The sequence below is a fragment of the Pedobacter sp. genome, assembly GCF_965227205.1.
GTDB lineage: Bacteria > Bacteroidota > Bacteroidia > Sphingobacteriales > Sphingobacteriaceae > Pedobacter.
On record NZ_OZ245727.1, the window covers coordinates 677,827 to 702,992 of the forward strand.

Sequence of the window (25,166 nt, forward strand, 5' to 3'; positions counted from 1 at the left end):
GACCTGCAACAAAAAGTATTTCTGTTCAATCTGGTTTATTTAACAAAGTATCATGCTTTTGGCTAAATAAAACCCAAAGTATTATTTTGGCTGAAGCCCACATGTAATTGTTTTTTATCTGTTGATTGAAACCAACGGCAATGAAAATAATCTCATGCTTATCGTTTTTCTATATCATTGCCGTCAGCTTCAGCTGACGGTATTTAATTATTATAGAAATGCTATTTCTTGCTTTCATTTTCGTATTTTGTTTCCACACACACAAATTGAAACAATTATGAAAAAATTAATGTTAGGCATCTTCATGTCTATTATCGGGCCATTGGCTCACGGTCAAACCACTACTTATAAATACAAAGTAGATTTTTTTGGTGATACCATTCTTGTCGATGAAAAGGATAATACCATTGGCAAACAGAAGAAAGATTTCTTCGGCAAAACCATTATTGTAGATAAGGATGGTAAAACTATCGGTACTCAGAAAACAGATTTTTTTGATAACGTTGTCTTAGAAAACGAATCTGGCAAAATTATTGGAAAACGTACTCAAGACTTTTCAGGTAGTACCATAATCAAAACTGAAAACGGACAAAGTTTAGAAAAGGATAGAGATAACCATTTTGGCGGAATAGTGCCGGGAAATGGCAAGAAGGAAGTTGCTATGAAACAAAAAACAGATGTTTTTGGCAACATCATAGTTGAAGATGATAGTGGCAAAACTGTTGGTATTTACAAAAAAGATATTTCTGGAAATACGATAATCGAAGATGGAAATGGCCGAACCATCGGAAAGCAGAAAACCGATTCGTTTGGTAATACCATTATTGAAGATGATAGAGGTAATCTTATCTCCAAACAAAAAGTAGATATTTTCGGTAACACTATTGTAGAAGACCGAAATGGTAAAAAAATTGGTAGCTACAAAACTGATATTTTTGGTAATAAAGTTTTTGTTCCAGAAAATTAATTAAATCATTATTTCTACACTTTGAATTTAATTGCCTTTTGCTTTAACAGAAGGCAATTATTTTTAATTTTATGCTATTAATATACTGCGGTTAACAATGCAATTTTTAATAGATATCATACAGAAACCTATCGGTAAAATCGAAGTAGAAAATCTTGCTTCAAACAAAGCTTGTGTGGCAAAAGATTTAATTGATTTAAGTTTTCATCAAGATGAGCAGGTCGGTTTCAGAGCTGCATGGATTTTAGAAAGGATTTATTCCAATCACCAAGAGAGGTTTTTACCACAGGTTGATTATTTCTTAGGCAAACTTCCCCAACAAAATAATAATTCTGCTCTACGCCATTATGTTAAAATTCTGGCTTTTATGACTGGTAAAAAGGCATCATCTGAAATTAAAGCCATCATTTCAGGTTATGAAACTGACAAAATTGTAGAAGTAGTTTTTGCCTGGTTAATTGATGAAAATATTCCTGTTGCAGTAAAATCTCATTGCTTAAATATTCTGGCTAATTTTATTCCAAAACATCAATGGATTAAAGAAGAACTAATTGTTACGATGGAATTTTTAGTTGACAAGGAAAGCATTGCATTTTTTGCTAAGGTTAAACAGATTAGGGAACAGTTGAAAGCTTAAAGACCAAAGCTTAAAGTAGAAAGTAAAAAGTGTGAAGACATTAAAACGTCAAATGTTTAATTTGCCTTGGGCTTTCAGCCTTAATCTTTCACCTTTTAGCTATTTTTACACAATGAGCAATTACGACATCGTTTCACAGGTAATAAAAGAACGTCGCAGTATTTTTCCGGCTAGTTATATAAAAAAGGAGATTCCTGTTGAGGTTATTAATCAGATTTTAGAAACTGCTAATTACGCACCTACACATAAGCTAACGCAGCCATGGCGTTTTACCGTAATCAGGAAAGCAGGTTTGGCAAAACTAGGCGCTGAACTGGGAAAACTCTATAAGGAATTGGTTTCTCATCAAAATTTCCTCCAAAAGAAATATGATAGTTTCGCTGAAAAAACTAGTCAGGCAGATTGTATAATTGCCATAAATATGGCAGTTACTGGTAAAATTCCTGAATGGGAAGAATTGGCTGCTGTTTCTTGTGCCGTTCAAAATATGGCGCTTACGGCCGAGAGCTTAAAAGTTGGTGCTTATTGGAGTTCGCCACCATTAATTCACGACTTAGGTAGTTTCTTAGGCTTAAAAGAGAATGAAAAATGCATCGGTTTGTTCTACATGGGCTATCATAACGAAAAACCTTGGGCACCTAATCGTACTTCGATTGAAGAAAAGGTTAATTGGATAGAGGAATAGGTTCATTGGTTCATTGGTTCATTGGTTCATTGGTTCATTGGTTCATTGGTTCGGAAAAAATGCCCAACAATTTAGCGATAAAACAATAAATCTAATCTTTAAAATATGCTTAACCCATTAGATAATTTCTTTGAGCAAAAAGATGAACCAATGAAAAGTTGCCTTCAATATTTAAGGTTGCTCCTTAACGGTTATGAAGATATTACTGAACATTGGAAATATGGATTGCCTTTTTATTACTATAAAGGAAAAATGTTCTGTTATCTTTGGATTCATAAAAAATTCCATCAGCCTTACATTGGTTTGGTTGATGGGAATAAAATAGACCACGAAGATTTGTTGCAGGAAAAAAGAGCAAGAATGAAGATTTTACTAATCAATCATCTCGAAGATATACCAGAGGAAAAGATAAAATCTATTCTCAAACAAGCCCTGGCCTTACGCAGTTAATCCATCATCCATTTACCCTTTTCCATCATAAAAATATGTCTGCTTTAAAATCTCAATTGTATCAGCTGTGCTTAACATTTATTCAAAATCGAATAGAAAATATTGAATATTCAATGCTTCAGGCTAGGCAAGCATCAAACGATGATACAAAAAGTAGTGCTGGAGATAAGTACGAAACTACACGGGAAATGATGCAGCAGGAGATGGATAGAAACAGCAAGTTACTTTACGAGGCTGGTCAGCAGAAAATAGCATTACAACAAATAGAAAATGTAGACGCTGCTAAAGAAGTTAAAAACGGCAGTTTGGTCTTGACCGATGAAGGTAATTTTTACATCAGCATAAGTGCAGGAGAATTAAAAGCCGATGGACAAACTTTCTTTGCTGTTTCTCAGGCCGCACCAATTGGCAAACTTTTTATAGGTAAGAAAGTAGGAGTGGAGTTAACTTTTAACGGGAAAAAGTACCTGATTAAAGAGATTCTTTAAAATCAGTTAGATGGTCTGTGGAGACACAGACCATGGCGTATTAGAAAAGATGTTGAAATGAATTCAGACTTGGCTTCGGTCTGTGTCTCCACAGACCGAAATACTATGCTAATGAATTTTCATTCGCTCTACAAATGCCGGAACTAAGTAGCCTTTTAAATCCGAGTAAGGAATAAAAACCACGATTTGTCCTTGCGCATAACTTGCTACTTCGTAAGGATTATACATAAAAGCTAATCCATTTGCATTGAAATAAAAGTTCTTGTTTGGCTTTATGAAATTATCAAACAAAACGCTGCTTAATTGTTCATTTGGCTTTATATTGTAATCTTTCCTTAGATTTTTTTCAAGGATTTTCTGCAAAGTATTAGAGTCGATTTTTACTATATCACTTAACACCATTTGCTTTTTATTTTTAACATCAAAACAAAACATAGTGCTTCCGTAATTTCCATGTGCACCCCCAGTATAAGCATCGGCCAGAAAATCTACCACAACATAATTATTATCATTATATGCTATAGATTGTTGGGTATTATTGGTGTAGTTCATCCATTGCAAGAAACCTCGGTCAGGACTATTCTTTTGCTGATCTTTAATTTGGTTTTTATAATCTTTGAAATAGGCATCAGCAATTTTTTTAAATCCAAGATTTCTATCGACATCAACCATCTTGATATCAAAAATTTGCTTTAACTGCTTATCTAGCCATTTTCCATCATCGTTATCGGTTTTTGCACTTAGATATTCGAAACTGATTTGTGCCGCTGGAGACTTTTCATCATTAAGCATCGCCTTTACAGAATCCTGATAAACTGCTGCAGTAAACTGATAACTTCCTTCGGGATACTTTTCTATAAGTGAAACAGGATAGGTCTTATTGTCCTTATCGTTTTTCCATGTGCCTGTAAATCCCTGCCCATTCCATTTTAAACTGATTCTTTTTTGCTTCGCGTCTTTATCAAAATAATAATCGTAGAAACCATTTTCGAAAAGGACAACACTATCTTTTCCGATTAAGGTATCGGTTGATAAATTTAACCAGGCTTCATTATAAGAATACACACCGCTATAATCATCATCTACTTTCTGCAAATGCATTACTACAGGTTTGCCGGCAATTGTTCCCTCTAACCTTTTATAAAATGTAGCGCCTAGTTTTTCGTTATTTTTCTTAACACTATCTGTGTTTTCTGAATTGTTATTATTGCTGGTGTTATTACAAGCAGAAATGGCTAAAAGGCTAAGTAAACTTAAGTAGATTAATTTTTTCATTATTGAAAGATGATTTCGATTCTTATTTATCTACAGTTACGATTTAGGTTTTGTTTTATTAAAACTCTTATTTATGCTGTTGTAAAGGTTTTTTGCAGAATATCTACCCGGATCAACAATTCTTCGAATAGTGTATAAAGGATAATCTTCATTTCTCTCTGTTGATAAAATAAATGCGGCTTTAAAGCCGTGTTCTTTTAATTTTGGCAGGTTTGCAGCCTTATAAACTCCATACGGATATGCAAAATATTCTACCTTTTTACCAGTAATTTGTTCCAGTTTTTTTGTTGGCTCGTCTATCTGGGTTTTCCAGTCCTCATCAGTAAAGTGAGCAAAATTTTTATGATCATAGGTATGACTGGCAATCGTATTTCCTTCATCAGCCAGTTGCTTAATCTGCTCCTTGGTCATGTAGTTAATTCGGCCTTTTCTACCAATAGAAACCGTCATGATGAAATAAACACCCTTAAAGCCATGTTTTTTTAATGTAGAGTTGCCAACCGTAAACTGGTCTTCATCTGTATCATCAAAAGTTATCATAATTGGTTTCTCTGGAAGTTGTTTCCCATAAACCAGATAATCATAAAGCTGATCAGGCAGAATAGAATGATAACCGCTATCGGCTAACATTTTCATATGTTCCCTAAATTTATCAGGGGCAATAATATCATCATTGGCTCTTTTACTATCGCTAGCCAAAGCATTTCTTATTTGATGATAACACAGAATAGGAACTTCCTTCCGAGCTAAAATAGTTTTCGCATCAGCAGGTTGTTGTTTTGTTGTATCAACCTTAGTTTCCTCAGAAATATTTGGTTTTTCAGCGTTTTCTTTTGCCTGATTATTGGCGCATGAAATAAAAATTGAAGCAAAGAATATTGCAGTTAAAAGGGATTGAGTGGTTGTTTTTAAGTATATTTTCAACTTCTTATTATATTATTTTATCAAAGATACAGCGTTTTCGGAAAGAATAAATTCTTTTTCAAAGGTTGACCATTCTTTTTCAGTAATCCCTGATTTGATTGCATTTTCTTTTAAAAAATCATAATTGGTGAATGTTTTTTTCGCTTTTAAAACCGTAGTCAGGTATTTAAACATTCTTTTTTCGCCAATGATTTGCTCTAAGCCTCTTAACAAAAACGGACCGTAATAATATCTGTATGTTCCAGAAACCTGGTTCATATCGGTAATTTTGTTTAATGGTACTGCTTTAAAGTTTTTGAGTTCTTTTCCACGTTCTCTGAAATATTTTGCAGTAAATTCCTTTCCAAATTTTGCTTCTGCCGCTTTTACAGATAAATATTCTGCTGTTGATTCCAAGAAGAACCAAAATAATGTTGAGTTTGGTTGCAAAACATCACCGAAGTAATAGTGGCCTATTTCGTGTGCAATAAAAGGGTAATCGGTCGAATCTTTCAAGGATGACTTTTCTTCGTTAACCATATCACCAAGTTTAATACCCGCAAATGCTATAACAGGAAAGGATACAAATCCCCAACTTCTTCCTTTATTAAATTTTTCAATAGGCTCGTGCTCAATAAAAACGTTTTTTGTTTCATATGGTATGCCTAGATTTTTAGAATAATATGCTTTAATTTCTGCAATATTTTCTTCAAAAACTTTAAGTTGTTTAGCATTCATTGCAGTATTTAAAAACATTGCATTTTTAGTGTTTTGAACATCATAATTGCCGACAAATAACATGGGCGATAGTGGTACTTTAGATGTAAATCTTGCTTTTGGTGCCGCCTTCGGTAAATCTCCGTTAACAAAAATGGTTTTAGCATCCTTGCTGGTTACCTCAATATCGAAAGTTAGCTGCTCAATTTGCCTGTCGTTTTTTACATCGTAAATTATTGGATACCATTTAGATTGGTCGGTTGCACGCATGGTTTTTCCATTAAAGGCGATTAAACCTTTAAAATCTGTAAAATTTAATGTATCTGTATAAATCGGGAAAGAACCAACATAATTAATGTGCAAAGTTTTAGGATTTATTAATACGTCATTTCCGGCCAGAGGTATGTAGGTTAAACCTTCGCCACGCATTTTTCCATTGTAATAGCCAGAGTAGCTTAAAGTTTTATCAACAGAATCTTTTATGTATTTAATGTTGAAGCCTTTGTTTAACAAAATCTGGTATTCTTTACCTAAATCCGGAATGTTCGATATCTTAAAATTACAACTTATCTGGCCAGTAGACATCGAAATTTCTACCTGACCACTTAGGTGTGGGATCTGTGCTTTCAAGGAAGCTATACAGCAAAATGTAATTAAAAGTGAGAGAATTTTTTTCATATTGAGGTTTAAATAACAAACCCCGGCATTTGCCAGGGTTTAGAGGTTAAAAACTATTTTTAATACTATTGCTAAGCGTTTTTGGGCTCCAATAGCCGCTTGCTATAATCCTGCGAATGGTAAATAATGGGTCTTTCTCATCGCGTTTTGTTGAGAGTTGGTAAGCCATTCTGAAACCACGTTTCTTTAATTCAGGAATACCTTCAGCATTCCATAAACCGAAAGGATAGGCAAACTCGGTCATTTTTTTGCCGGTGATTTCTTCCAATCTTTTTGTAGGCTTATCTAATTGCTCTTCCCAATCCTTGCCTGCATATTTCTTAAAGTTTTTGTGGTCGTAAGTATGCGAACCGATTACATTGCCCTCATCAGAAAGTTCTTTAATCTGGTCGCTGCTCATATAATCAACAAATTTTCCTTTTTTACCGATGGAAACCGTCATAATGAAATAAACTGCTTTATAACCATGTTTCTTTAATGTTGGATTTACGATTGTAAACTGATCCAGATCTGTATCATCAAAAGTTAACATAATTGGTTTGCTCGGTAAAGCTGCACCAGTATTTAAATAAGCATAAAGTTGATCGGGTAATATGGTATGGTAACCGCTGTCGGCCAACATTTTTATCTGGTCTTTAAAGTTTTGTATTTCTACAATATAATCTTTACCAACTTTTCCGTCTGTTGCTTTCCAGTTTCTTACCTGGTGATAACATAAAATAGGAACTTGTTTTCTGTCTAAAATCGTTTTTGCGTCGGCAACTTTTATTTTGGAAACATCAATTGCTGCAGTTTTATTGCCTTCAACTGGTGTATTTACGTCTGTAGAATCTGTTGTTTTACCTGCTTCGATTTGAGGTTTAGATTGGCAGCTGCTCATTAAAATAGCGCAAGCCGTTATAATGGTTAGAATTTTGAATTTCATGTTTTAGATATTTAGCACAAAACTAAAAAAACTGTAAACTATTTAAAGTCAAAACATATAGTGTTGATAAATATTTGAAATCTACTATGCTAGCTAACGCATTTATTACACATCAAAACCCTCTTTTATCGTATTAATAAATATTTTTGGCGACTAAAAATCAACTTATTAATGAATAAACTTTACAAACTTGTTTTTTTTGCTCAGATAATATCGTTATCGGTTGCTGCACAAACTAAAACATTCACTATTTCTGAAAATACTGCCCCACAACCTAAGGCAAATTATCAGTTAGCATCGCGATTCTCGCCGAATAAACTAAGGAAAATGGTTTATTCTACTTCTGTAGATCCGCATTGGCTAAAACTTACCAACCGTTTCTGGTACAATTTCGAAAGTCCGAAGGGAAAATTCTGGTATCTGGTAGATCCTGCTACGAAAAGTAAAAAACTAATGTTTGATAATGCAAAGCTTGCTGCTGATATTACTTTAATCGTTCGCGATCCTTTTGATGCAGAGCATTTACCATTGGATGAGTTAAAATTTGCATCAGATGAGAAAAGCATTACTTTCGAAATTAAAAGTACAATTGATGAGTTGAAGCAAGATAGGAAAGATAAAAAAGCCGCAGATTCAATGCAGAAGAAAATCTTTTCTTTCAGATACGACTTGGCAACTACTAAACTTACAGAAATACCTAATTACAGTAAGCCAAAACCGAAACCAAGATGGGGTTCTGTTGCGCCAGATTCATCAGCAATTATCTTTTCACGCAATTATAATTTGTATTGGATGGATAAAGAAAACTACAAAAAAGCTGTTAAAAACGAAGATGACAGCACAATTGTAGAACATCAGCTTACCAAAGATGGTGTTAAATTTTATTCTTACGGAAGTGATGGAGATGGAGAAAACAACGTTGAAAACGAAAAGAATAATAAAAAGCGCCGTGGCGCTTATGTACTTTGGTCGCCAAATTCAAAATATTTTGTTTTAGATAGAACAGATTCTCGTAAAGTTAAAGATTTATGGGTTATCAATAGTGTAACGCCTGGACGCCCAACTTTAGAAACCTACAAATATCAAATGCCAGGCGAAGCTGAAGCACCAAAAGATGAAACTTTATTGTTTGATTTTGCTGCTAAAACTTCTAAAAAGTTAAACCTTTCTGCATTTAAAGATCAAACGATTGGGGTTTGGGGTAAACCAAGTTTGGCAAAAGATCGCGATAACGAATTCCGTCCTTCGGTATGGTTGGGTAACGATAGTAAGCTATATTTTTCTCGTACCAGCCGCGATTTAAAGAGAATTGATATTGGTACAGTAGAAATTGCTACAGGTAAAGTTACGCCATTAATTGATGAGCGTTTTAATACTTATGTTGAGGTAAATCGTCCGGGTTTGGTAAACGATGGTAAAGAATTAATTCATTGGAGCGAACGTGATGGTTGGGCACATTTTTATCTTTTTGATGGAAACGGAAAGCTTAAAAATCAAATTACTAAAGGCGCTTTTCACTGTGAAAGCATTGTAAATATTGATGAGAAAAACCGCATGTTGTATTTCACTGCAAATGGGAGAGAGGCAAAAGAAGATCCATATTACCTTCACTTATACAGCATTAATTTTGATGGTTCAAACCTTAAATTGCTGAACGCAGGAGATTTTGATCATTCATCAAGTATGAATGATAACAATACTTTCTTTGTTGATAATTATTCAAGAGTAAATACAGCTCCAAAATCCAGCGTTTACGATAAAACCGGTAGAAAAGTAATGGATTTAGAGACAACTGATTTATCATTACTAATGGCTTCTGGTTATAAATTTCCAGAACCATTTAAAGTTAAGGCTGATGATGGTATTACAGATTTATATGGCGTAATGTACAAGCCATTTGATTTCGACCCGAATAAAAAATACCCGATTATAGAGTATGTTTATCCTGGTCCACAAACGGAAGCTGTAAACAAAGCTTTTAGCAAAAGCATGGACCGTACCGAGCGTTTGGCACAGTTTGGTTACATCGTAATTACGGTTGGTAACCGTGGCGGTAATCCATCACGTTCTAAATGGTATCATACTTATGGTTATGGCAATCTTCGCGATTATGGATTGGCTGATAAAAAGACTGCAATTGAGCAATTGGCTTCAAAATATTCATACATCGATGAAACAAAAGTTGGTATAACTGGTCACTCTGGTGGTGGTTTTATGTCGACCGCGGCAATGTTGGTTTACCCTGAGTTTTTTAAAGCTGCGGTTTCAAACGCAGGTAACCACGATAATAGTATTTACAATCGTTGGTGGAGTGAAAAACATCATGGTGTAAAAGAAATTGTTTCTTTAAAGGGCGATACATCATTTAAATATAGCATTGATAAAAACCCAGATTTGGCTAAAAACTTAAAAGGTCATTTATTATTGATGCATGGTGATGTTGATAATAACGTTCATCCGGCAAATACGATACGTGTTGCAAATGCTTTAATGAAGGCTGGAAAACGCTTTGATTTTTTAATTATTCCTGGTCAGCGCCATGGTTTTGGCGATATGACAGAATACGCTTTCTGGAAATTGGCAGACCATTTTAATAAATACCTTATCGGTGATTTTTCAAATCCTGAAGATGTTGATTTGACAGAAATGGATAGGGATATTGAAAAAACTGGGAAGTAAATGATTAGCTTGTAATAGCGAAAAGGCTTGTGTTTTTTACACAAGCCTTTTTTGTTGGGTTTAAAACCCGCCTCGTTCGTCATGCTGAACTTGTTTCAGCATCTTGTACCATGGTATGTATCTTTGCAGATCGAGAATTATAGAAACTTTGAGGGGAAACTCCCCTCCTTATTTTCAAGGAGGGGTTGGGGGTGGTTGTAATGTTTTTGTCCTAACCGGACAGGTTTTTACCTTTTTCTTGATAAAAAGGTAACCAAAAATCAAGGCTTGCACATGATGTCGTTTATGCTGGCCGAAACTTTTATAACAGCAGCGCAAGCCCGATGAAAAATCGGGAGGAGGCGCTGCCTGATTCAGTGCTTGGTTAAAATTTCTACAAAAGTTTCAACCGCCTAACCTGCCATCATTTGCTATGCCGGATAGCATGGTGCGTATTCCACACAGGACATTAATAATTATTTCGGTCTGTGGAGACACAGACCGAGAGATAAAAATTTTGTCCGCTCGTCTTGCTGAACTTGTTTCAGCATCTCTATATAAATATTACTTATCTTAATGTAGCAAACAAATAAAAGTTTAGTTTTAGAAGCTCCTTCGAAAAGCTTACGCCCATGGTCTGTGTCCTCACAGACCATTTAATAATTGTTTCGGTCTGTGAGTACACAGACCGAGGGTTTAAATAAACTACAAATGCTTAGGTTTAAGATTCTGACTTGCCCGTTCGGCAATTTCATTAATTCTTTTTAGTCGGGTTTCAGGCTGTTTAGCTAAAACTATCCATTGTAAAATCGCCTTTCTAGTCGATTTACTTAAACTCAAATAAAACTCTTTTGAATTAGGATTTTGTGCAAGGGCTTCATCTAAATCAGCAGGGATAACTAGAGCTTCAACTTCATCTAAAATTATCCAAGAGCCGTTTTGTTTTGCTTTTTCTATGCTTGTAAAACCTGCTTCAGCCATTAATTTTTTTTCAATCAGCTGAATTATTTTATCCTTATTTATTTTAGACCAGGTTCCGTTCGGTTTTCTTTTACTGTAAAACTGGATAAACTTTTCATCATCAATTGTTTTTCTGATGCTGTCTATCCAACCAAAACATAAAGCTTCTTCAACAGATTCTTCCCAGGTGATTGTTGGTTTGTTCGCTTTCTTTTTATAGCAAATTAGCCAAACCGCCCGCGATGAATTATGATTTTCTTGTAACCATGCTCTCCATGCAGCTCTGCTTGTTGGGTAAAATGTTTCGATAATATCTTCAGCCATTATTTCACTATTTCATAGCAAAAATAATAATTGATACGATTAAAATTCCTACAATATGATAAGCACCACTTATGATTCCGTAATGAATAGGATTTGGCATATTTGGATTTATTGCAATGTTAATGGTGTTTGCAACTAAAAAGCCAATGCCAACAAGCAGCGCAAATTCTATTGTTTGAGCATAAGAATTTATGTCTAAAGCATACATTAATATTGCCGCAGCAATCGTAATTATTAAAGAACAAACAGCCGGACCAATAATAAAGATAGGCGAAGGTTTTTCTGGTAATGTATTTTCTTTACCTAATGAAATGGCGTATTGCTTTTTGAAAAGTAGCGTAAACCATAAGCCTCCGAGAATACAATACGCTAAGAATGCGACTAAAATGCTAATCCAATTTAGATTTGATAATTGACTAATCATATTTTATAATTTTAAATGATGAGCCACAAAAATAAAGTGGGTGTGTGACAGCCCTGTGTCAGGGGTTAAAACAAATTAATGGTATTTATCAAAATATTCTTGCAAAGTCATTTTGTGCGGGGTAAAGCTTTCTGCAAGCACCTGAAGATTTGCAATTCTATCCAGCCTGAAAAAACGAAATTCTTTTCGAGACCGACACCATGCAACGAGTAACCAATTTTCTGTAGTACTAATTAATGCAAAAGGCTCGATAATTCTGTTTGAGATTTTTCCCTGCTCGTTAGTATAATCAATTTTAGTTAGGTAAAAGTTGGTTAAAGCTTGCTGCAGTTGTGAAATATTATCGCTGTTTCTTTCCCTGTTGATGTTTTGCTCAAACCTGGTTCTGTCGGCAAGTAAATTGGCTTTGTCTTTATCTGCCTGCTTTAGCACTGCTTTTACCTTATCAACGGCATCTGTATAATCTTTAATGAAGGAAGAATCTCTATTTTTTAAAACCAACTGTTCTGCAAGTATTAATGCATTTGCCTGGCTCTCAGAAAACATTACAGGTGGAATTTTATAGCCATCCATTAAGGTATAACCTTTTCCATCTTCTGTTAAAATGGGAACACCAGCTTGTTCCAACGCCCTAATGTCTCTGTAAATTGTTCTAACACTAACATTAAACTTATCAGCCAGGGTTGTTGCGGTTATAAGTCGTTTGGTTTGCAGCTGTGTTAAAATTGCAGTAAGCCTAGAAAGTCTTTTGGTATCGTTGGTATTCATTTTACAATTTAGGATGATGTTATAGCAAATTTGCTATTGCCTTATCAATCTTTCCATTTTTAAAAATAAAATGAAAGGTTCCTCCAATTTTTCCTTCAGGAAATTCGCCTGTAAATTCTACTTCGATATTTGCTTCGTTTTCAGAAGTGACTTCAAGTTTTTCCAACTTAGTTTGAGTTTTGTAGCCAATAAAATAGCTTTCAAAATATTTCCTTATGCCTGAATGATTTTTGAATACTTGCCCAACAGATGGATCATCTAAAATTGCGTTTTCATGCCATTTTTCTAAATATTTTTCAGTGTTATAAGCATTGCTTTTTTCAAGCCAATCTTTTATAAAAGCCTCTATATCCATCTATTATTTAATTAGTTTTTCGGTTTTAGTTAGAAACTTTTCAGTTGCTTCTTTAATGTCGATGTTCATTCTATCGGCCAATATAACAAGCCACCAAATGCATTCACCTAATTTGTGTTCGAGTTCGTTTTCCGTGTTGTTTGCTGGCCAACGTTCCTGTTGCGACATGGTGTGGCGCCCAACAAGACCTGCATCTGTTAAAAAAGCAAGAGCATCTTCTTCTACAGTCCATTCACTTCCGTGATGCTGCCTTTCCAGCTTATGATAAGCTTCCCGTAATTTTTTAGACCGCTCAATTATCGAACTGAAATCAGATTCTTCCATTTTATGTTTTATTTACAAACTATTTTGTGAGTAATTATGCACGATTCTATTTAGCCAATTCTATAATGTCATCAACCTCCAAAATTTGTTTTGGATAGCCTTTTGATACGGAATTTATCATTGCTTTGCCAACTTCAGAAAGTTTTAATGTTTTTGCAGATATAAAAGACGCAACTAACGGACCCAATATTTTATAAATTGTTTTTACGTTTTTTTGTCCTTTCGTGCCTGTCATAATCGCCGGACAAAAATTGTATTGACCTTTAAAATTCAATTTCATTAAAGCATTTTCTGTTCTGCCTTTTACTCTTGCCCACATTACTTTTCCTTTTTCTGTACTATCAGTTCTGCTTCCTGATACATATATAAAAGTCATGTCTGGCTTAATTTCGGAAAGATTTTCGGCAAAAGGCACTACGAAATCGTATGTTTTCTTCGTGAAACTTTCCTCGTTTTCTCCAACTGAACTTATGCCGGCACAAAAAAAGCAGCCATCATAATCTTTCAATACTTCCGAATGGTTTTTGATTTCAGAAAAATCTTTAAGCACTAATTCTTTTAGTTTTTGATGGCTTAAATCATAATGTTTTCGGCCAATTATCAGCACTTCAGTTACTGCTGAATTATCTAAACATTCAAATAAAACGCCTTCGCCAACCATTCCTGTGGCGCCAGTTATAATTACTTTCATTTTTCAATTTTTGATAAAACAAAGTACAGCATTAAAATTGAATAATCATTTAAGGTAAAGCCATTAGGTACTCATATCCCTTTCAAATGATGTTTTAATGGATGTTTTTTCTAATTCTACTTAAAGATGATTGAGTAATGCCCAAATAGGAAGCTAAATAGGATAGAGGAATGCGGTTTGCCAGGTTAGAGAATTTTTCGAGAAAGGAAAGATAGCGTTCTGTGGCATCTTCAGCCATCATCGGACTTATCTTATTCACCTTATCGGCAAGAGCTTTTGTAGTGATTTTAGCTACAATATTATCCCATTCTATAATGGTCATAGATAGCTCTTTCATTACTTGTTTAGAAAACGAAAAATACCCGCAATCTGTAACTGCCTGTATATATTCAGTTGATGGGATTTCCTGGTTATAACTGTTTATATCAGCCAGAAAATTGTTTTCATCAATAAAATACTTTGTAATCTCTTCGCCTTTATTGTTGTAATAGCATACCCTCATAATTCCTGTAATCATAAAGATAACTTCGCGGGGTATTTTTCCAGCCTCCTGATAGTATTCCTCTTTCTTTATCTCTTTAAAAACAACCTTGCTTCTAATCAGCTCAATTTGTTGTTGGTTCAAATGGCCAAATTGCAATAAGTAATTGATGAGTGTTTCCATATTTTTATTTCATTTGGCTCATTAGCAGTTTATCAAACCATTTATCAGATAATACTTTGCGCATAAATAACATTGGTTTTGCCATTTCTCCACCAATATATCTGGTTTTTGGATTCCTGGCTTCGATACCTTTTTTAATAAGTTTTGCAATTACTATTGGTTCTGAACCTTTCATTGCACTATACATTTTCACAATGCTTTCTGCCTGTTTTTTATAAACCGTTCCTTCTGAAACCTGCAATACATATTCAGTTCCAATTCCGGTCATTTCAGATTTTGTACCACCTGGTTCGATTACAATAACATCAATGCCAAATTGCCTAACTTCATTGCGAAGCGCATCGCTTAAACCTTCAATTGCAAATTTACTTGCATGATACCAAACGCCCAAAGGTAATCCTATCTTACCCCCAACTGATGAGATGTTAACGATTTTTCCGTATTTGTTTTGGCGCATATTCGGTAGTACAAGCTGTGTTAAGCGGGCAACTCCAAATAGGTTAACTTCCATTAAACTTCTTGCATTGGCCATGGGCACATCTTCTAAAGAACCATAGAAACCAGAGCCAGCGTTATTAATCAAAATATCAATGCTACCTGTTTCTTTTAGTATTTGGCCCACAACATTATCAATATTCGGTTTTTGAGATATCTAAAGCAACTGGTTTTATGCCGAATAACTTTAGTTCTTCCATTTTATCTACCCTTCGGGCTGCGCCATAAACGTTATAACCATTTTGTGCCAAATAAGTGGCTGTGGCTTTACCTATACCAGATGAAGCACCTGTTACTAAAACTGTTTTCATTTCGTTCATTTTAAATTTCTTAACAAAGATATTTTAGCATTAAATGAAAACATTTGCCATTTGGCAAAAAGAATCTAGGTCTTCTTTTTAATCAACAATTGTTCTAAATGTTAGGTTTACCCTTGCTCTGGTAATTTTTTTTGTTGGAGGGAGCCTATGCAACCAGTTTGTTTGTGTGGTATCTTTCATTACCAATAAGCTGCCGTGCTCTAAAACTATCTCTACTTTTTCTTTGGTTTGTTTATGTTTAAAGGCAAACTTTCTTTCTGCTCCGAAGCTTAAAGAGCCAATTGCTCCATTTTTCTTCAAATCCAGTTCTCCATCACTATGCCACGCCATTCCTTCATCGCCATTGTGGTATAAATTAAGCAGGCAAGAATTAAAGGTTTCGCCTGTTTCTTTTTCTATAATCTTCTTAAGTTCTAACAACTCGGTAGTCCACGGTAAGGCATGTTTTGTGGTGTTTGAGTAAGTGTATTCAAAAGGTTTTTCGCCATACCAAGCTACCTTTCGTTTTGTAATTATCTTCCTCCCGAAAATAATGGCTTCATCATTTCTCCACTCAATGTTGTTCAATAATTTATCCAGATATAAATTTGCTTCTGTAGCTGGAAATAATCTACCGTAATAATTTACAATACCACCATCGGGTAGCAAATTTCTATGTTTATCTATGGTTTGGTTAAATAAATCCATCTTTCCATTTTTTGTAATTTACTTTCATGCAATGTCCGCATGGACGGAAGTTTTTTGCTAAAGCTTCATCTTTTGCGTGAAAGAAAACCCGGTTTTCTCGTTTCATTTTCTTGCCCGATTTGCAGGCTAAAGTTCCGTAAATTTTTAATTTTCGGTTTCCCGCAAAGCAGATTTCTTGTTGTTTAATCTTACTTCTTAAATCTTTATCTGATAATTCTGAGTGGCTTATCATTATTGAGTAGATTTATCGCTCTGCGTTTGTTTTGGCACCTTCCCAACCAATAATGGCTGTTTTTCTGGTACTTCCCCACATATATTCTCCAATATTTCCAGATGATTGTATTACCCTATGACAGGGAATTAAGAATGCAACCGGATTACTGCCGATGGCTGTTCCAACTGCTCTGGAAGCATTTGCATTGCCGATTAATTGCGCAATATTACCGTAGGTAGAAAGCTTTCCCATTGGGATTTTTAATAGCGTTTCCCAAACTTTCAATTGAAAATCAGTGCCTTTTAGGTGGAGTTTAATATCCGATAATTTACTCCAATCGTGCTGAAAAATAAAGAGTGCATCTTGTTGTATCAAATCCAATTTTTGCGCATAGGTTGCGTTGGGGAATTTTAACTTAAGATTTGAAATTGCTGTTGCTTCATCTTCTTCGAAAGCCATGTAACAAATACCTTTTGCGGTAGAAGCAACTATGATGTTGCCGAAGGGCGTTTCTGCAAAACTAAAGTTGATGGAAAGATTTTTGCCGCCGTTTTTATATTCAGCGGGCGACATACCTTCTATATTTACAAATAAATCGTGCAGGCGGCTTGTGCTCGAAAAACCAGTATCAAACGTAGTTTGGAAGAGGGTAGCCTGTTCGTCTTTTAATATTTTTTTGGCGTGTTCTACACTAATGTATTGCAAGAATTTTTTAGGACTTGTACCTGCCCATTCCGTAAATAATCGCTGAAAATGTGTTGGGCTTAAATGTACTTGCTCTGCAACTTCATCGAGGTTGGGTTGCTGCTTAAAGTTGTTTTTTATGTATTCTATTGCTTCGGCAATTCGGCTGTAATTTATTTCTTGTTGCGTTTCCATTGCTCCTTAATTTATATAACAAATGTCGAAACTATGTTTCAGTTAGAAAATCCGAAACTTGCTGAAGTTAATTAAACCTTTGAGATTGTTAATATGAAAGTTGCAAAAAATAAAGGATTTGGAGCGCAAATGCAGTATAAATAGGTTACTTCAGTCCCGCCAATACTGCTTCCGATGAAAAATCGGAATTCGTTATGTCGGGGCTATTTAAAGTTATTTCTTGTCTTTTTTGAATGGAGATACAAGCAGAAGTTTCTAAACCCGATAAAAGCGAACACGCAGCCCTATTTCGGGCAAGTAAAGCGATTAGCGGGACTGAGAGCCGCCATTAAAACCTGGCATTCATTTCCAAAAATTAATCGAAGGCAATTTTAGTTAATGTGAATCAAACAATGTGTTTTCTTTATTTATCTTCTACATATTCTAAAATATCTCCCGGCTGACAATCTAAAGCTTTGCAGATGGCCTCTAAAGTGCTAAAACGAATTGCTTTGGCTTTTCCTGTTTTTAAGATGGAAAGATTAGATAATGTTAAATCGACCTTGCCAGACAGTTCATTAAGAGACATTTTACGCTTTGCCATCATCACATCTAAATTTACTGTAATTGCCATATTTTAAATTGTTAACTCGTTTTCAGATTTCAGATCTACCGCATTTTGCAGAAGTTTTTCAAATATCGCGGCGGTAGTTGCTACCACAATAGAAGCAAAGGTAGTTAACATACACATAGCAAGAAAACCTGCAGGATCGTCATCTTTATGGTGTGTTATATTGATGTATATTCCGGCAATCACAATAAAAACACTAATTGCGATAGCGCAATATTTTATGCTTTTTAAAGTGTTTACCGCATCGGGTGTGAAAATTTTATTTTGCCCGATGTATCCGATTAACCTAAATGCCTTGTAAAGTGCAATAAAAAAGGCAATAGACATTATGTATGCATAAATTATAAGTGGATCGGCGTAAATGCTGATTAAATCGAGGTCTTTAGCTCGCCCTTCAGTTTGTGGAAAACGAATTAAAATGAAAAGTGCGATAATGCCAATTAATACAATAACCGCCTGAAGAAATACAATTGAAATTCTTTTCATAATTATTAATAATTTAAAATGTTCATTCAAAATTAATAAATAATTATTGATAAACAATAAAAATATATTGTTTTTTAATTTTAAGTGTTTGAGTTTAATTTTACTTAAATTATTTAACTGTTGGAGATTGATTTGATTGTCTTTCTTCTCTATCGACTTTTTAATAATAATTATCTGAAATATGATACCAAAAATATGATACTTAAATATGCCCAAAGAAACGAGAATATTATGTGTACAAAAGTTTCAAATTTTTTTCCTTTCCAAAGTTTTGTAGAGTAGCCAAAAAATTGAACAAATAATCTTAAAGTCCAAAATACACCTAACCCAAGGGAGATTTTTTTCCCAAGATTAGTTCCAATTAATTCGCTAGAAGATGTAAAACAGAGTAAACCCATAAGGAATATAGTAAACGCAATAAAAAATGTATGAACATTAATCATTTGTCGATTAATTAAACTTAACGATTTAAGTTCTTTGTCCCAGTTAAAATATTTTGGAAATACAATATGGACCAATGCCAAAGCAATTAATAAAATACCTATTATTTTAAAATGTATTTCCATTATTGGTTGCACTTAAATATCGACATAAATGGTGTAAATTTTATTTCTTTAAACGACTTAAAACCAGCTTCTCTAAATCCTTTTTTCCAAGTGTTTTTTGAGAAAAAGTGAGTAAAACCAATTGTAAAGGCTGCAAAGTTTGGAAAATCTCTCAGATGTTCTACCATAATTACGTTGCCATTTGGTTTACAAACTCTTTGGCATTCTTTCAAAAACTGGACTTTTTCATCATGCTTACGGATTTCATGGATTGCTGATAATAAGAAAATATTATCGACAGAATTGTCGTTTAACGGAATTGAATTTGAATTAATTTGTTGTGTGTTTGGATTGGATAAACTAAACTTACCTTTCGTGCACGAATTATTGCAGGTTCTGTATGCTGTTTAGCATTGTAAAAATCATAAACTTGCAATTTAGATTGTGGCAAAATACTTTCTATAATATAGCTTGTTTCGTCAAAGCCAGCATTGATATTTAAGTTAAATTTATCTTTTGAATCCTTAATGTTCATTTTCTTTAACCAATCGAAATTGTAAAAACCAGAAAAATCGTAAACATAGGCCGAAACAATTAAAGGCATGGTTAAGCCATAAATAAACGCCACAATAACTAGCCAATATAGACTGTTATTCCAACTGAAAATAAATCTGCTGCCAATAATAAAGGATAAAATGATAAACCCAATCACATAAAAGTGCCTGTTAAAACTTAGTATATTTAATACGCCTTGAAAATTTCGTCTCTTTATTTCCATGTTTCTATTTTGCCCTTTTTCCAATAATACGGGATGTTTTTAATGATAAAAGCATTTGCTAATATTGGATTTTTGAGTTTCAAAATATTCAAAAAATCGAAATTAAAATTAATCACTTTTACCAGGTTAGGAGTCCAGTTTTGTCTCACACCTTCGATAATGAGCACTTCCTTAGTTTCTTCATTGTATGTAAAAGTAAAAGGCAAAGGGCCAGCAAATCTTCGTGCTTCTTTCCAGTCTAAAAATGGTGAATCAGTTGGTAAAGAAACTTGTTCTGCAAATTTATCTATGCTGATTTTGAACTTTGATTTGATTGATGATATTTCTGTTGTATTTTGTTTTTCAAGTTGGGTAATGTCTGTTGTGGTGTAGTTATAATGGATAAATATATTTCCAAAAAACTCCATTTTCTTTTTGTCTGTTTCTGATTTTAGAATATATAAGCCACGCAAATTTTTACCAGATTTATTTGTATAACGAACAAACACACGATAGCCTATCAGAAAAAAATCGTTACCCATAAATTTTGGGAAACCTTTTGGTCGCAAATTTTTGGTCTGAACCATGGCAACCGCAACAAAAGCCCATTTATCTTGAAATGTATCGAGTTTTAAACATTCTGGAATAAGATTTTGTAATTGCTCTTTCGGCACTGCAAATGTTAAAACCAGCGAACTTTCAAAATACGCTTCAACAGCAAAAGGATGGTTTTTTAAAAGTGAAAGCATTAGGTTATTTTAATTGCTTATTGTTTAGGTAAAATTCGTTAAAGTAAACAACTAAAATAAGTATAAATGCGAATAATGAATTGAGTTTGCCCCAAAGTAATAAATCTGGAACTATGAGATATTCCAGGGCATTCATTGTTGCAATCACTACGATTTGTGCAATTGTATTTAACTTTGTTTTAAAGCGGCTTAAAATCCATACAGCCATAACAATTTCCGAAATTCCGATTGTAACTGTTAATGGCCGGGAATAGTTTTCGCTTAATATTCTTGCAACAATTTCTTCATGCCGTGGAACAAGATTTAAAACTTTGCAAAAAAGCCCATTTGCAATCCAGACTGTTGCAATACAATAGTTCAATATTTTATTAATCCTTGTTCTTGTCATTAATAACAGTTACTTCTAAAGTTTGGGTATTTTCATAGAGGTACTCTAAACTATTTAATACCATCTTACCAAATTATAGTTAGTGAGGTTTTTTTATTTTTAATCGAGGAGAGATTTATTATTTTTTTATTAAAACTCTACTTTGCTTCTTTTTTGCTTAGAACTCTGATTTTTAAATCTGCTCAGCCAGGTAAATTTGCAATATTTTAATTGTGAGAAGATTCTGTATCAATAATCAGTTTCTTTATAATTTCTGTAGTTGATGCTCCACTGTAATTGTTTATCGATTGGCCAACCCATATGTTTACAAAATCGGGATTTTTACTGCTTCTTGCAACACTACGCAAGCCGCTTGTAATTTTATTTTGATATGGATAGGGCAGGATATAATCGCTGTTTTCGGTTGCTTGTATGAAAATGTTTTTTATCCCTCTGGCAAATCTACCCGAAAAGCTTTTGGTTAATATAATTTCAGATTCCTTTACCTTTCTAAGCCTTTCCTTTTCAAAATCTTTCAGCATGCTTTCTGATGACGCCAATAATAAACTGCCAATCTGAAAACCACTGGCTCCTAATATCTGCGAGGCTCGCAAGGTTTTGGCATCATAAATTCCCCCGGCATAAATAATGGGTACATTAATAGCATCTCTTACTTGGGCAAGTAATGATAAACCGCTAATCTGGGGAATATCCTCAGAAGAGAAACTACCACGATGCCCGCCGGCTTCCAATCCTTGCACGCAAACCACATCAATGCCTGATTTTTCTAAAATAATTGCTTCCTGAACCGATGTGCAGGTTCCGATTAAAATAATGCCTTTGCCTTTTAATTTATCAATGCTCTGCTGGTCGAGATTACCGAAAGTAAAACTTACTATTTTACAATCTTCTTCAATAATTGCATCTATTTGTTCATGATAACTGTTGAGCTTAATTTCCTCAATATTTGGTACCTCAACTTCCAAATTATATTGAGATGCCAGTTGCTTTATAAAAGCTTTTGTTTTGGCATATTGCGCTCTCAAATCTTCGGTAATTTCAGGGATTTTATGTGCGAAGATATTTGCTGCAAAGTGCTTGTCGCTAAGTTTTTTGGCCGCACGTATGGCCTCAATGCATTTATCAGCACTAAGATCTGCCAATGCCAAAGAACCAAGGCAATCAGCATTTAATGTTGCGGCTACCATTTCTGGACTGGTAACCCCGAACATTGGTGCTTGTATTATTGGGTATTTAATATTTAATAATCTACTAATATCGTTGGTCCAATTCATGTTTCTGTTTTTGTTATCCCAAGGTATAATGTTTGATATTAATAAGATTAGCCGTGTAAATTAGGATTAAGCTTTCGTTAACGGTTTGTAGTTCTTGATTTCAATTTAGCGTGGCTGTTATTATATTCTTTGCCTTTTTTTGGATGTGTAAATTTTAGCGCAGACCAGGTTTCATTTATACTTAAACATGTACTTTCTACAAGCCCAAATTCATAACCAATTTTTATAACCTTTGGTAAAGAAAGCTCAGAATTTAACTTTCCGCCTTTTGGCCACGAAACCCAAAGCATTCCCTCTAACTTTAGATGTTTTTTTAACTTGGGAAAAATAGCCTGTTGCTCATTTGGTTGTTTCACAAATAAATGAATGTAATCAAATTCGCCATTTAGTTCCTCCTTTAAGTCAATTTTTGGTAAATCTATTGCTTCAATAGCTGACTCCGGCGCATTCATAAAATACGTTTTGACATTCTCCTTGATGCCCATCTTTTGTGCTACAGTTTTCATTCTTTAGATAAAATTTAAATAGTACATAAATGCTTTAGAATAGAAGATTGGTTGTCGAATAACCTAAGCTGATGTTAGTTATTCTTACTCATCTTTATTTTGCTCAATTAAGCTTACCATGTTTTGATTAAACAAAGATAAGTTATTGCCTAAACCAGAAAAGAAGTCTAAGTCGGCATTTTCAACTGCTGTTAATGCATTTTGTAAAACTTTAGCGCCTTCGCTTGTCAATTTAATTACTTTGGCTCTTGTATCAGTCTGGTGTTCTTGCCTGCTGATAAATTTCTTATCTTCTAAAGTTCTCAGCACTTTCGATACCATCATTCTATCTGCATTGCTTTGATTGGCTATATCGACCTGTGTAACGGCATCATTCTTTTTTGAGAGCCAACCCAATGCTGCCAGCAATACAAATTGTGTTTGAGTTAAATCTAATGGGTCTAAAACCTTTTTTAGTTTTCGCTGCCAAAGCATTGTTAGCTGTCCGAGCAAATAACCGGGGCTATCTTGTGTGCTTTTAAAATGGAATTCAATTTCTTTAGGCATAATGATTTTGAAGCATTTGAGATGAAATTAAATCGAAATCGTGCTTGTTAATTTCAAAGAAACCAAATCGAAATGGATAACCCCAACTTTTTTTGTTTTTTATGAATTGCAAATCATCAATTAAAGGAAGGATGGATATGTGTTTAATTTGTTCAAATGCAATATTACGTCTTGATGGGCAGAAATCTGCAGAAACCTGAAAGTGATAAGTTTCCTCATCCAAAACCTTGCCCAAGGCTGTAAATTGCTGGCATTTCTCCGGTTTTGTCATTGTTTGTTTGCCAGAGTAAAAGATAACCATATCACCTTTTTTCATTCTTTTTAAAGGTGAAGATTTTCCGTGGCAAGCCTGTGCAATACCGGCAGCCATTCCTGATTTTGCATGGTCTTTTGATGCTACGATTATCCAATATTTTGGTGCTGCAATATTCATTTTAGCTCGCTGAAATGGGTTCAAGGAAAGTAACCACGTAACCATCTGGGTCTTTTACCATTAAAGTTTTGCCAAAAGGGGTATTGTTTATTGTACCTAAAATAGCAACATCTTTTTCTGTTAGATGCTTCTGTAAATCTTCAATCTTTTCATCAACAGCAAACCAAAGGGATGTACCAACGCCAAGTTCTTTACCATCTATATTGTTTATGGGCGTTCTGATAGCGAAACTTGCTTCACCTTTATTGTATTTAAAAACACAGGCGTACTGATTTGACATTTCAGATGGCTCAAACCCTAATTTTTCTGTGTAAAATGCTTTGGAAACTTCTAAATCTCTAACCTGAAGAGATGCAAAATCTAATTTTCTCATTGTATAAATCATTTGTTGTCGCAAATATAGTATATGCGACAACAATAAGCAAATGATTTTACTTTTTATACATTTTATAGTTTAACTATAAGATTGGACAGCTAGTTATTAGATGGAATTATTAATGGTTAAAACTGGATCGAAATTCCAGGGGAGAAACATTTGTCTTGCTTTTAAACAATTTGCTAAAACTTTGTGAGTGCTCGAATCCTAATTTATAAGCAATTTCAGAAACTGATAAGTCTGTTGTAGAAAGTTTTTCTTTAGCTTTTCAATCAACTTTTCGTGAATGTGTTGTTGAGTAGATAGCCCGGATAATTGTTTTAACAGTGAGCCTAAATATTTACTTGAAATATTTAAATTTTCGGATACAAATTGTACAGTTGGCAAACCTTTCGATAATAAATCTTCGTTATTGAAATAATTATTTAAGATTTCTTCTATACGATTTAAAATCTGATTGTTTGTGATTTTTCGGGTAATGAATTGGCGTTCGTAAAAACGTTGAGCATATGTAAGCAATACTTCGAGTTGGGCAATAATTACGTCCTGGCTAAATTTATCGATGTTTGCATTGTATTCGTTTTTAATGTTTTCGACAATACCGTTAATGAGCATTTCCTCTTTTTCAGAAAGAAATAGGGCCTCGTTAGTAGAATAGCCAAAGTACTCATATTTCTTTTTTTTTTTAGCAAGCGATGTATTCCATAAAAAATCTGGATGGATGAGGAGCATCCAACCACTTAATTTTTCGGGTACGCCACCATCTTCTCCTCTCAAAATCTGCCCAGGCGACATAAATGCCATCAAACCTTCATCAAAATCGTATTTCTGCTGGCCATACAATAATTTATCGCAGCCTCTTTTAAGCGATATCATATAAAAATCAAACATAAATGAATTTGCATCCGAATGGTTTTCCATGTTAGACAAATTAATCACGCTGATTAATGGATGTTGAGGCGGTGGGTGATTGCCTATTCGGTGGGCTTCGGTAATCGATTTTATACG

The 25,166-nt window shown here is 34.2% G+C and carries 35 protein-coding genes; 6 read left to right on the plus strand and 29 right to left on the minus strand.

Translation table 11 applies throughout. The features are described from left to right. Positions 1-277: 277 nt before the first annotated feature. The 5 genes from ACO05K_RS02725 to ACO05K_RS02745 all read left to right on the plus strand — a co-directional run bounded on the left by ACO05K_RS02725 (position 278) and on the right by ACO05K_RS02745 (position 3,227). A complete protein-coding gene (locus tag ACO05K_RS02725) occupies positions 278-967 on the plus strand; it encodes a hypothetical protein (protein ID WP_421942932.1) in 690 nt (229 codons plus the stop codon). A gap of 97 nt (positions 968-1,064) precedes the next feature. Further along, positions 1,065-1,604, plus strand: a complete 540-nt coding sequence (locus tag ACO05K_RS02730) for a hypothetical protein (RefSeq protein ID WP_421942933.1) — start codon at positions 1,065-1,067, stop codon at positions 1,602-1,604. A gap of 112 nt (positions 1,605-1,716) precedes the next feature. Further along, a complete protein-coding gene (locus ACO05K_RS02735; RefSeq protein ID WP_421942934.1) occupies positions 1,717-2,289 on the plus strand; it encodes a nitroreductase family protein in 573 nt (190 codons plus the stop codon). Positions 2,290-2,394: 105 nt separating this feature from the next. Continuing rightward, positions 2,395-2,739, plus strand: a complete 345-nt coding sequence (locus ACO05K_RS02740) for a DUF1801 domain-containing protein (RefSeq protein WP_421942935.1) — start codon at positions 2,395-2,397, stop codon at positions 2,737-2,739. Between the two features lie 35 nt (positions 2,740-2,774). Beyond that, a complete protein-coding gene (locus ACO05K_RS02745; protein WP_421942936.1) occupies positions 2,775-3,227 on the plus strand; it encodes a 3-oxoacyl-ACP synthase in 453 nt (150 codons plus the stop codon). Positions 3,228-3,335: 108 nt separating this feature from the next. Here the strand turns inward: ACO05K_RS02745 and ACO05K_RS02750 are convergent, their stop codons facing one another. From ACO05K_RS02750 to ACO05K_RS02765, 4 genes are read right to left on the minus strand one after another with little or no spacing between them, the layout of a single operon-like run. After that, positions 3,336-4,502 carry a DUF3298 domain-containing protein gene (locus ACO05K_RS02750; protein ID WP_421942937.1) on the minus strand — a complete coding sequence of 389 codons (1,167 nt, stop codon included), beginning with the start codon at positions 4,500-4,502 and terminating at the stop codon, positions 3,336-3,338. Positions 4,503-4,538: 36 nt separating this feature from the next. Then, positions 4,539-5,426, minus strand: coding sequence for a polysaccharide deacetylase family protein (locus tag ACO05K_RS02755; RefSeq protein ID WP_421942938.1), 888 nt, complete (start codon positions 5,424-5,426; stop codon positions 4,539-4,541). A 12-nt stretch (positions 5,427-5,438) separates the two neighbouring features. Further along, a complete protein-coding gene (locus ACO05K_RS02760) occupies positions 5,439-6,800 on the minus strand; it encodes a M1 family aminopeptidase (RefSeq protein ID WP_421942939.1) in 1,362 nt (453 codons plus the stop codon). Positions 6,801-6,846: 46 nt separating this feature from the next. After that, entirely contained in the window at positions 6,847-7,725 is an 879-nt protein-coding gene (locus tag ACO05K_RS02765; RefSeq protein ID WP_421942940.1) for a polysaccharide deacetylase family protein, read from the minus strand. A 171-nt stretch (positions 7,726-7,896) separates the two neighbouring features. Between ACO05K_RS02765 and ACO05K_RS02770 the strand changes: the two genes are divergently transcribed. Then, a complete protein-coding gene (locus tag ACO05K_RS02770; RefSeq protein ID WP_421942941.1) occupies positions 7,897-10,404 on the plus strand; it encodes a DPP IV N-terminal domain-containing protein in 2,508 nt (835 codons plus the stop codon). Between the two features lie 684 nt (positions 10,405-11,088). Here ACO05K_RS02770 and ACO05K_RS02775 read toward each other — a convergent pair. The 25 genes from ACO05K_RS02775 to ACO05K_RS02895 all read right to left on the minus strand — a co-directional run bounded on the left by ACO05K_RS02775 (position 11,089) and on the right by ACO05K_RS02895 (position 25,079). Then, positions 11,089-11,667 carry a YdeI/OmpD-associated family protein gene (locus tag ACO05K_RS02775; protein ID WP_421942942.1) on the minus strand — a complete coding sequence of 193 codons (579 nt, stop codon included), beginning with the start codon at positions 11,665-11,667 and terminating at the stop codon, positions 11,089-11,091. Positions 11,668-11,674: 7 nt separating this feature from the next. Beyond that, the gene (locus ACO05K_RS02780) at positions 11,675-12,091 is read right to left on the minus strand and encodes a DUF1761 domain-containing protein (RefSeq protein WP_421942943.1); all 417 of its coding nucleotides are present in this window, start codon (positions 12,089-12,091) and stop codon (positions 11,675-11,677) included. A gap of 75 nt (positions 12,092-12,166) precedes the next feature. Continuing rightward, entirely contained in the window at positions 12,167-12,859 is a 693-nt protein-coding gene (locus tag ACO05K_RS02785; protein ID WP_421942944.1) for a helix-turn-helix transcriptional regulator, read from the minus strand. Positions 12,860-12,878: 19 nt separating this feature from the next. Then, positions 12,879-13,214 carry a nuclear transport factor 2 family protein gene (locus ACO05K_RS02790; protein ID WP_421942945.1) on the minus strand — a complete coding sequence of 112 codons (336 nt, stop codon included), beginning with the start codon at positions 13,212-13,214 and terminating at the stop codon, positions 12,879-12,881. A 3-nt stretch (positions 13,215-13,217) separates the two neighbouring features. Beyond that, positions 13,218-13,538, minus strand: coding sequence for a MazG-like protein (locus ACO05K_RS02795; RefSeq protein WP_421942946.1), 321 nt, complete (start codon positions 13,536-13,538; stop codon positions 13,218-13,220). Positions 13,539-13,584: 46 nt separating this feature from the next. Beyond that, complete coding sequence (locus ACO05K_RS02800; protein ID WP_421942947.1) at positions 13,585-14,229, minus strand: NAD-dependent epimerase/dehydratase family protein; 645 nt, start codon at positions 14,227-14,229, stop codon at positions 13,585-13,587. Positions 14,230-14,323: 94 nt separating this feature from the next. Continuing rightward, a complete protein-coding gene (locus ACO05K_RS02805) occupies positions 14,324-14,893 on the minus strand; it encodes a Crp/Fnr family transcriptional regulator (protein ID WP_421942948.1) in 570 nt (189 codons plus the stop codon). A gap of 4 nt (positions 14,894-14,897) precedes the next feature. Beyond that, positions 14,898-15,515, minus strand: a complete 618-nt coding sequence (locus ACO05K_RS02810; protein ID WP_421942949.1) for an SDR family NAD(P)-dependent oxidoreductase — start codon at positions 15,513-15,515, stop codon at positions 14,898-14,900. Between the two features lie 7 nt (positions 15,516-15,522). Then, positions 15,523-15,699, minus strand: coding sequence for an SDR family NAD(P)-dependent oxidoreductase (locus ACO05K_RS02815; protein ID WP_421942950.1), 177 nt, complete (start codon positions 15,697-15,699; stop codon positions 15,523-15,525). Between the two features lie 87 nt (positions 15,700-15,786). Further along, positions 15,787-16,395: an alpha-ketoglutarate-dependent dioxygenase AlkB family protein gene (locus ACO05K_RS02820; protein WP_421942951.1), complete on the minus strand. Its 609-nt coding sequence runs from the start codon at positions 16,393-16,395 to the stop codon at positions 15,787-15,789. After that, positions 16,382-16,627, minus strand: a complete 246-nt coding sequence (locus ACO05K_RS02825) for an Ada metal-binding domain-containing protein (protein WP_421942952.1) — start codon at positions 16,625-16,627, stop codon at positions 16,382-16,384. The genes ACO05K_RS02820 and ACO05K_RS02825 overlap by 14 nt, the downstream gene beginning before the upstream one ends. 12 nt (positions 16,628-16,639) lie before the next feature. Continuing rightward, a complete protein-coding gene (locus tag ACO05K_RS02830) occupies positions 16,640-17,488 on the minus strand; it encodes a bifunctional helix-turn-helix domain-containing protein/methylated-DNA--[protein]-cysteine S-methyltransferase (protein ID WP_421942953.1) in 849 nt (282 codons plus the stop codon). Between the two features lie 403 nt (positions 17,489-17,891). Beyond that, positions 17,892-18,101, minus strand: coding sequence for a helix-turn-helix domain-containing protein (locus ACO05K_RS02835; RefSeq protein WP_421942954.1), 210 nt, complete (start codon positions 18,099-18,101; stop codon positions 17,892-17,894). Positions 18,102-18,104: 3 nt separating this feature from the next. Then, on the minus strand, positions 18,105-18,584 hold the full coding sequence (locus ACO05K_RS02840) for a DUF2975 domain-containing protein (protein ID WP_421942955.1): 480 nt from the start codon (positions 18,582-18,584) through the stop codon (positions 18,105-18,107). 565 nt (positions 18,585-19,149) lie between these two features. Continuing rightward, complete coding sequence (locus ACO05K_RS02845) at positions 19,150-19,464, minus strand: class I SAM-dependent methyltransferase (protein ID WP_421946270.1); 315 nt, start codon at positions 19,462-19,464, stop codon at positions 19,150-19,152. Next, on the minus strand, positions 19,440-19,907 hold the full coding sequence (locus tag ACO05K_RS02850) for a hypothetical protein (protein WP_421942956.1): 468 nt from the start codon (positions 19,905-19,907) through the stop codon (positions 19,440-19,442). Before ACO05K_RS02850 ends, ACO05K_RS02845 begins: the two co-directional genes overlap by 25 nt. After that, positions 19,898-20,635: a DUF2071 domain-containing protein gene (locus ACO05K_RS02855; RefSeq protein WP_421942957.1), complete on the minus strand. Its 738-nt coding sequence runs from the start codon at positions 20,633-20,635 to the stop codon at positions 19,898-19,900. The genes ACO05K_RS02850 and ACO05K_RS02855 overlap by 10 nt, the downstream gene beginning before the upstream one ends. Before the next feature lie 4 nt (positions 20,636-20,639). Then, a complete protein-coding gene (locus ACO05K_RS02860) occupies positions 20,640-21,023 on the minus strand; it encodes a DoxX-like family protein (protein ID WP_421942958.1) in 384 nt (127 codons plus the stop codon). A gap of 206 nt (positions 21,024-21,229) precedes the next feature. Then, positions 21,230-22,297 (minus strand): NAD(P)H-dependent flavin oxidoreductase, encoded by a 1,068-nt coding sequence (locus ACO05K_RS02865; protein ID WP_421942959.1) that lies wholly within the window; start codon positions 22,295-22,297, stop codon positions 21,230-21,232. 77 nt (positions 22,298-22,374) lie between these two features. Next, entirely contained in the window at positions 22,375-22,803 is a 429-nt protein-coding gene (locus ACO05K_RS02870) for a hypothetical protein (protein ID WP_421942960.1), read from the minus strand. Between the two features lie 84 nt (positions 22,804-22,887). After that, positions 22,888-23,349, minus strand: coding sequence for a MarR family winged helix-turn-helix transcriptional regulator (locus ACO05K_RS02875; RefSeq protein ID WP_421942961.1), 462 nt, complete (start codon positions 23,347-23,349; stop codon positions 22,888-22,890). Then, a complete protein-coding gene (locus ACO05K_RS02880) occupies positions 23,342-23,782 on the minus strand; it encodes an EVE domain-containing protein (protein ID WP_421942962.1) in 441 nt (146 codons plus the stop codon). The genes ACO05K_RS02875 and ACO05K_RS02880 overlap by 8 nt, the downstream gene beginning before the upstream one ends. A gap of 1 nt (position 23,783) precedes the next feature. Continuing rightward, positions 23,784-24,155 (minus strand): VOC family protein, encoded by a 372-nt coding sequence (locus ACO05K_RS02885; protein ID WP_421942963.1) that lies wholly within the window; start codon positions 24,153-24,155, stop codon positions 23,784-23,786. A 121-nt stretch (positions 24,156-24,276) separates the two neighbouring features. Further along, positions 24,277-24,381, minus strand: a complete 105-nt coding sequence (locus ACO05K_RS02890; protein ID WP_421946271.1) for an AraC family transcriptional regulator — start codon at positions 24,379-24,381, stop codon at positions 24,277-24,279. Beyond that, the gene (locus ACO05K_RS02895) at positions 24,366-25,079 is read right to left on the minus strand and encodes a helix-turn-helix domain-containing protein (RefSeq protein ID WP_421942964.1); all 714 of its coding nucleotides are present in this window, start codon (positions 25,077-25,079) and stop codon (positions 24,366-24,368) included. The genes ACO05K_RS02890 and ACO05K_RS02895 overlap by 16 nt, the downstream gene beginning before the upstream one ends. Positions 25,080-25,166: the final 87 nt, after the last annotated feature.

Bases quoted from the DNA above. Each gene is read 5' to 3' on its own strand.
- ACO05K_RS02725 (WP_421942932.1), top strand. From the start codon at position 278: ATGAAAAAATTAATGTTAGGCATCTTCATGTCTATTATCGGGCCATTG.
- ACO05K_RS02730 (WP_421942933.1), top strand. From the start codon at position 1,065: ATGCAATTTTTAATAGATATCATACAGAAACCTATCGGTAAAATCGAA.
- ACO05K_RS02735 (WP_421942934.1), top strand. From the start codon at position 1,717: ATGAGCAATTACGACATCGTTTCACAGGTAATAAAAGAACGTCGCAGT.
- ACO05K_RS02740 (WP_421942935.1), top strand. From the start codon at position 2,395: ATGCTTAACCCATTAGATAATTTCTTTGAGCAAAAAGATGAACCAATG.
- ACO05K_RS02745 (WP_421942936.1), top strand. From the start codon at position 2,775: ATGTCTGCTTTAAAATCTCAATTGTATCAGCTGTGCTTAACATTTATT.
- ACO05K_RS02750 (WP_421942937.1), bottom strand. From the start codon at position 4,502: ATGAAAAAATTAATCTACTTAAGTTTACTTAGCCTTTTAGCCATTTCT.
- ACO05K_RS02760 (WP_421942939.1), bottom strand. From the start codon at position 6,800: ATGAAAAAAATTCTCTCACTTTTAATTACATTTTGCTGTATAGCTTCC.
- ACO05K_RS02765 (WP_421942940.1), bottom strand. From the start codon at position 7,725: ATGAAATTCAAAATTCTAACCATTATAACGGCTTGCGCTATTTTAATG.
- ACO05K_RS02770 (WP_421942941.1), top strand. From the start codon at position 7,897: ATGAATAAACTTTACAAACTTGTTTTTTTTGCTCAGATAATATCGTTA.
- ACO05K_RS02775 (WP_421942942.1), bottom strand. From the start codon at position 11,667: ATGGCTGAAGATATTATCGAAACATTTTACCCAACAAGCAGAGCTGCA.
- ACO05K_RS02780 (WP_421942943.1), bottom strand. From the start codon at position 12,091: ATGATTAGTCAATTATCAAATCTAAATTGGATTAGCATTTTAGTCGCA.
- ACO05K_RS02785 (WP_421942944.1), bottom strand. From the start codon at position 12,859: ATGAATACCAACGATACCAAAAGACTTTCTAGGCTTACTGCAATTTTA.
- ACO05K_RS02790 (WP_421942945.1), bottom strand. From the start codon at position 13,214: ATGGATATAGAGGCTTTTATAAAAGATTGGCTTGAAAAAAGCAATGCT.
- ACO05K_RS02795 (WP_421942946.1), bottom strand. From the start codon at position 13,538: ATGGAAGAATCTGATTTCAGTTCGATAATTGAGCGGTCTAAAAAATTA.
- ACO05K_RS02800 (WP_421942947.1), bottom strand. From the start codon at position 14,229: ATGAAAGTAATTATAACTGGCGCCACAGGAATGGTTGGCGAAGGCGTT.
- ACO05K_RS02805 (WP_421942948.1), bottom strand. From the start codon at position 14,893: ATGGAAACACTCATCAATTACTTATTGCAATTTGGCCATTTGAACCAA.
- ACO05K_RS02815 (WP_421942950.1), bottom strand. From the start codon at position 15,699: ATGAAAACAGTTTTAGTAACAGGTGCTTCATCTGGTATAGGTAAAGCC.
- ACO05K_RS02820 (WP_421942951.1), bottom strand. From the start codon at position 16,395: ATGGATTTATTTAACCAAACCATAGATAAACATAGAAATTTGCTACCC.
- ACO05K_RS02825 (WP_421942952.1), bottom strand. From the start codon at position 16,627: ATGATAAGCCACTCAGAATTATCAGATAAAGATTTAAGAAGTAAGATT.
- ACO05K_RS02830 (WP_421942953.1), bottom strand. From the start codon at position 17,488: ATGGAAACGCAACAAGAAATAAATTACAGCCGAATTGCCGAAGCAATA.
- ACO05K_RS02835 (WP_421942954.1), bottom strand. From the start codon at position 18,101: ATGGCAATTACAGTAAATTTAGATGTGATGATGGCAAAGCGTAAAATG.
- ACO05K_RS02840 (WP_421942955.1), bottom strand. From the start codon at position 18,584: ATGAAAAGAATTTCAATTGTATTTCTTCAGGCGGTTATTGTATTAATT.
- ACO05K_RS02850 (WP_421942956.1), bottom strand. From the start codon at position 19,907: ATGGAAATAAAGAGACGAAATTTTCAAGGCGTATTAAATATACTAAGT.
- ACO05K_RS02855 (WP_421942957.1), bottom strand. From the start codon at position 20,635: ATGCTTTCACTTTTAAAAAACCATCCTTTTGCTGTTGAAGCGTATTTT.
- ACO05K_RS02860 (WP_421942958.1), bottom strand. From the start codon at position 21,023: ATGACAAGAACAAGGATTAATAAAATATTGAACTATTGTATTGCAACA.
- ACO05K_RS02865 (WP_421942959.1), bottom strand. From the start codon at position 22,297: ATGAATTGGACCAACGATATTAGTAGATTATTAAATATTAAATACCCA.
- ACO05K_RS02870 (WP_421942960.1), bottom strand. From the start codon at position 22,803: ATGAAAACTGTAGCACAAAAGATGGGCATCAAGGAGAATGTCAAAACG.
- ACO05K_RS02875 (WP_421942961.1), bottom strand. From the start codon at position 23,349: ATGCCTAAAGAAATTGAATTCCATTTTAAAAGCACACAAGATAGCCCC.
- ACO05K_RS02880 (WP_421942962.1), bottom strand. From the start codon at position 23,782: ATGAATATTGCAGCACCAAAATATTGGATAATCGTAGCATCAAAAGAC.
- ACO05K_RS02885 (WP_421942963.1), bottom strand. From the start codon at position 24,155: ATGAGAAAATTAGATTTTGCATCTCTTCAGGTTAGAGATTTAGAAGTT.
- ACO05K_RS02895 (WP_421942964.1), bottom strand. From the start codon at position 25,079: ATGGAAAACCATTCGGATGCAAATTCATTTATGTTTGATTTTTATATG.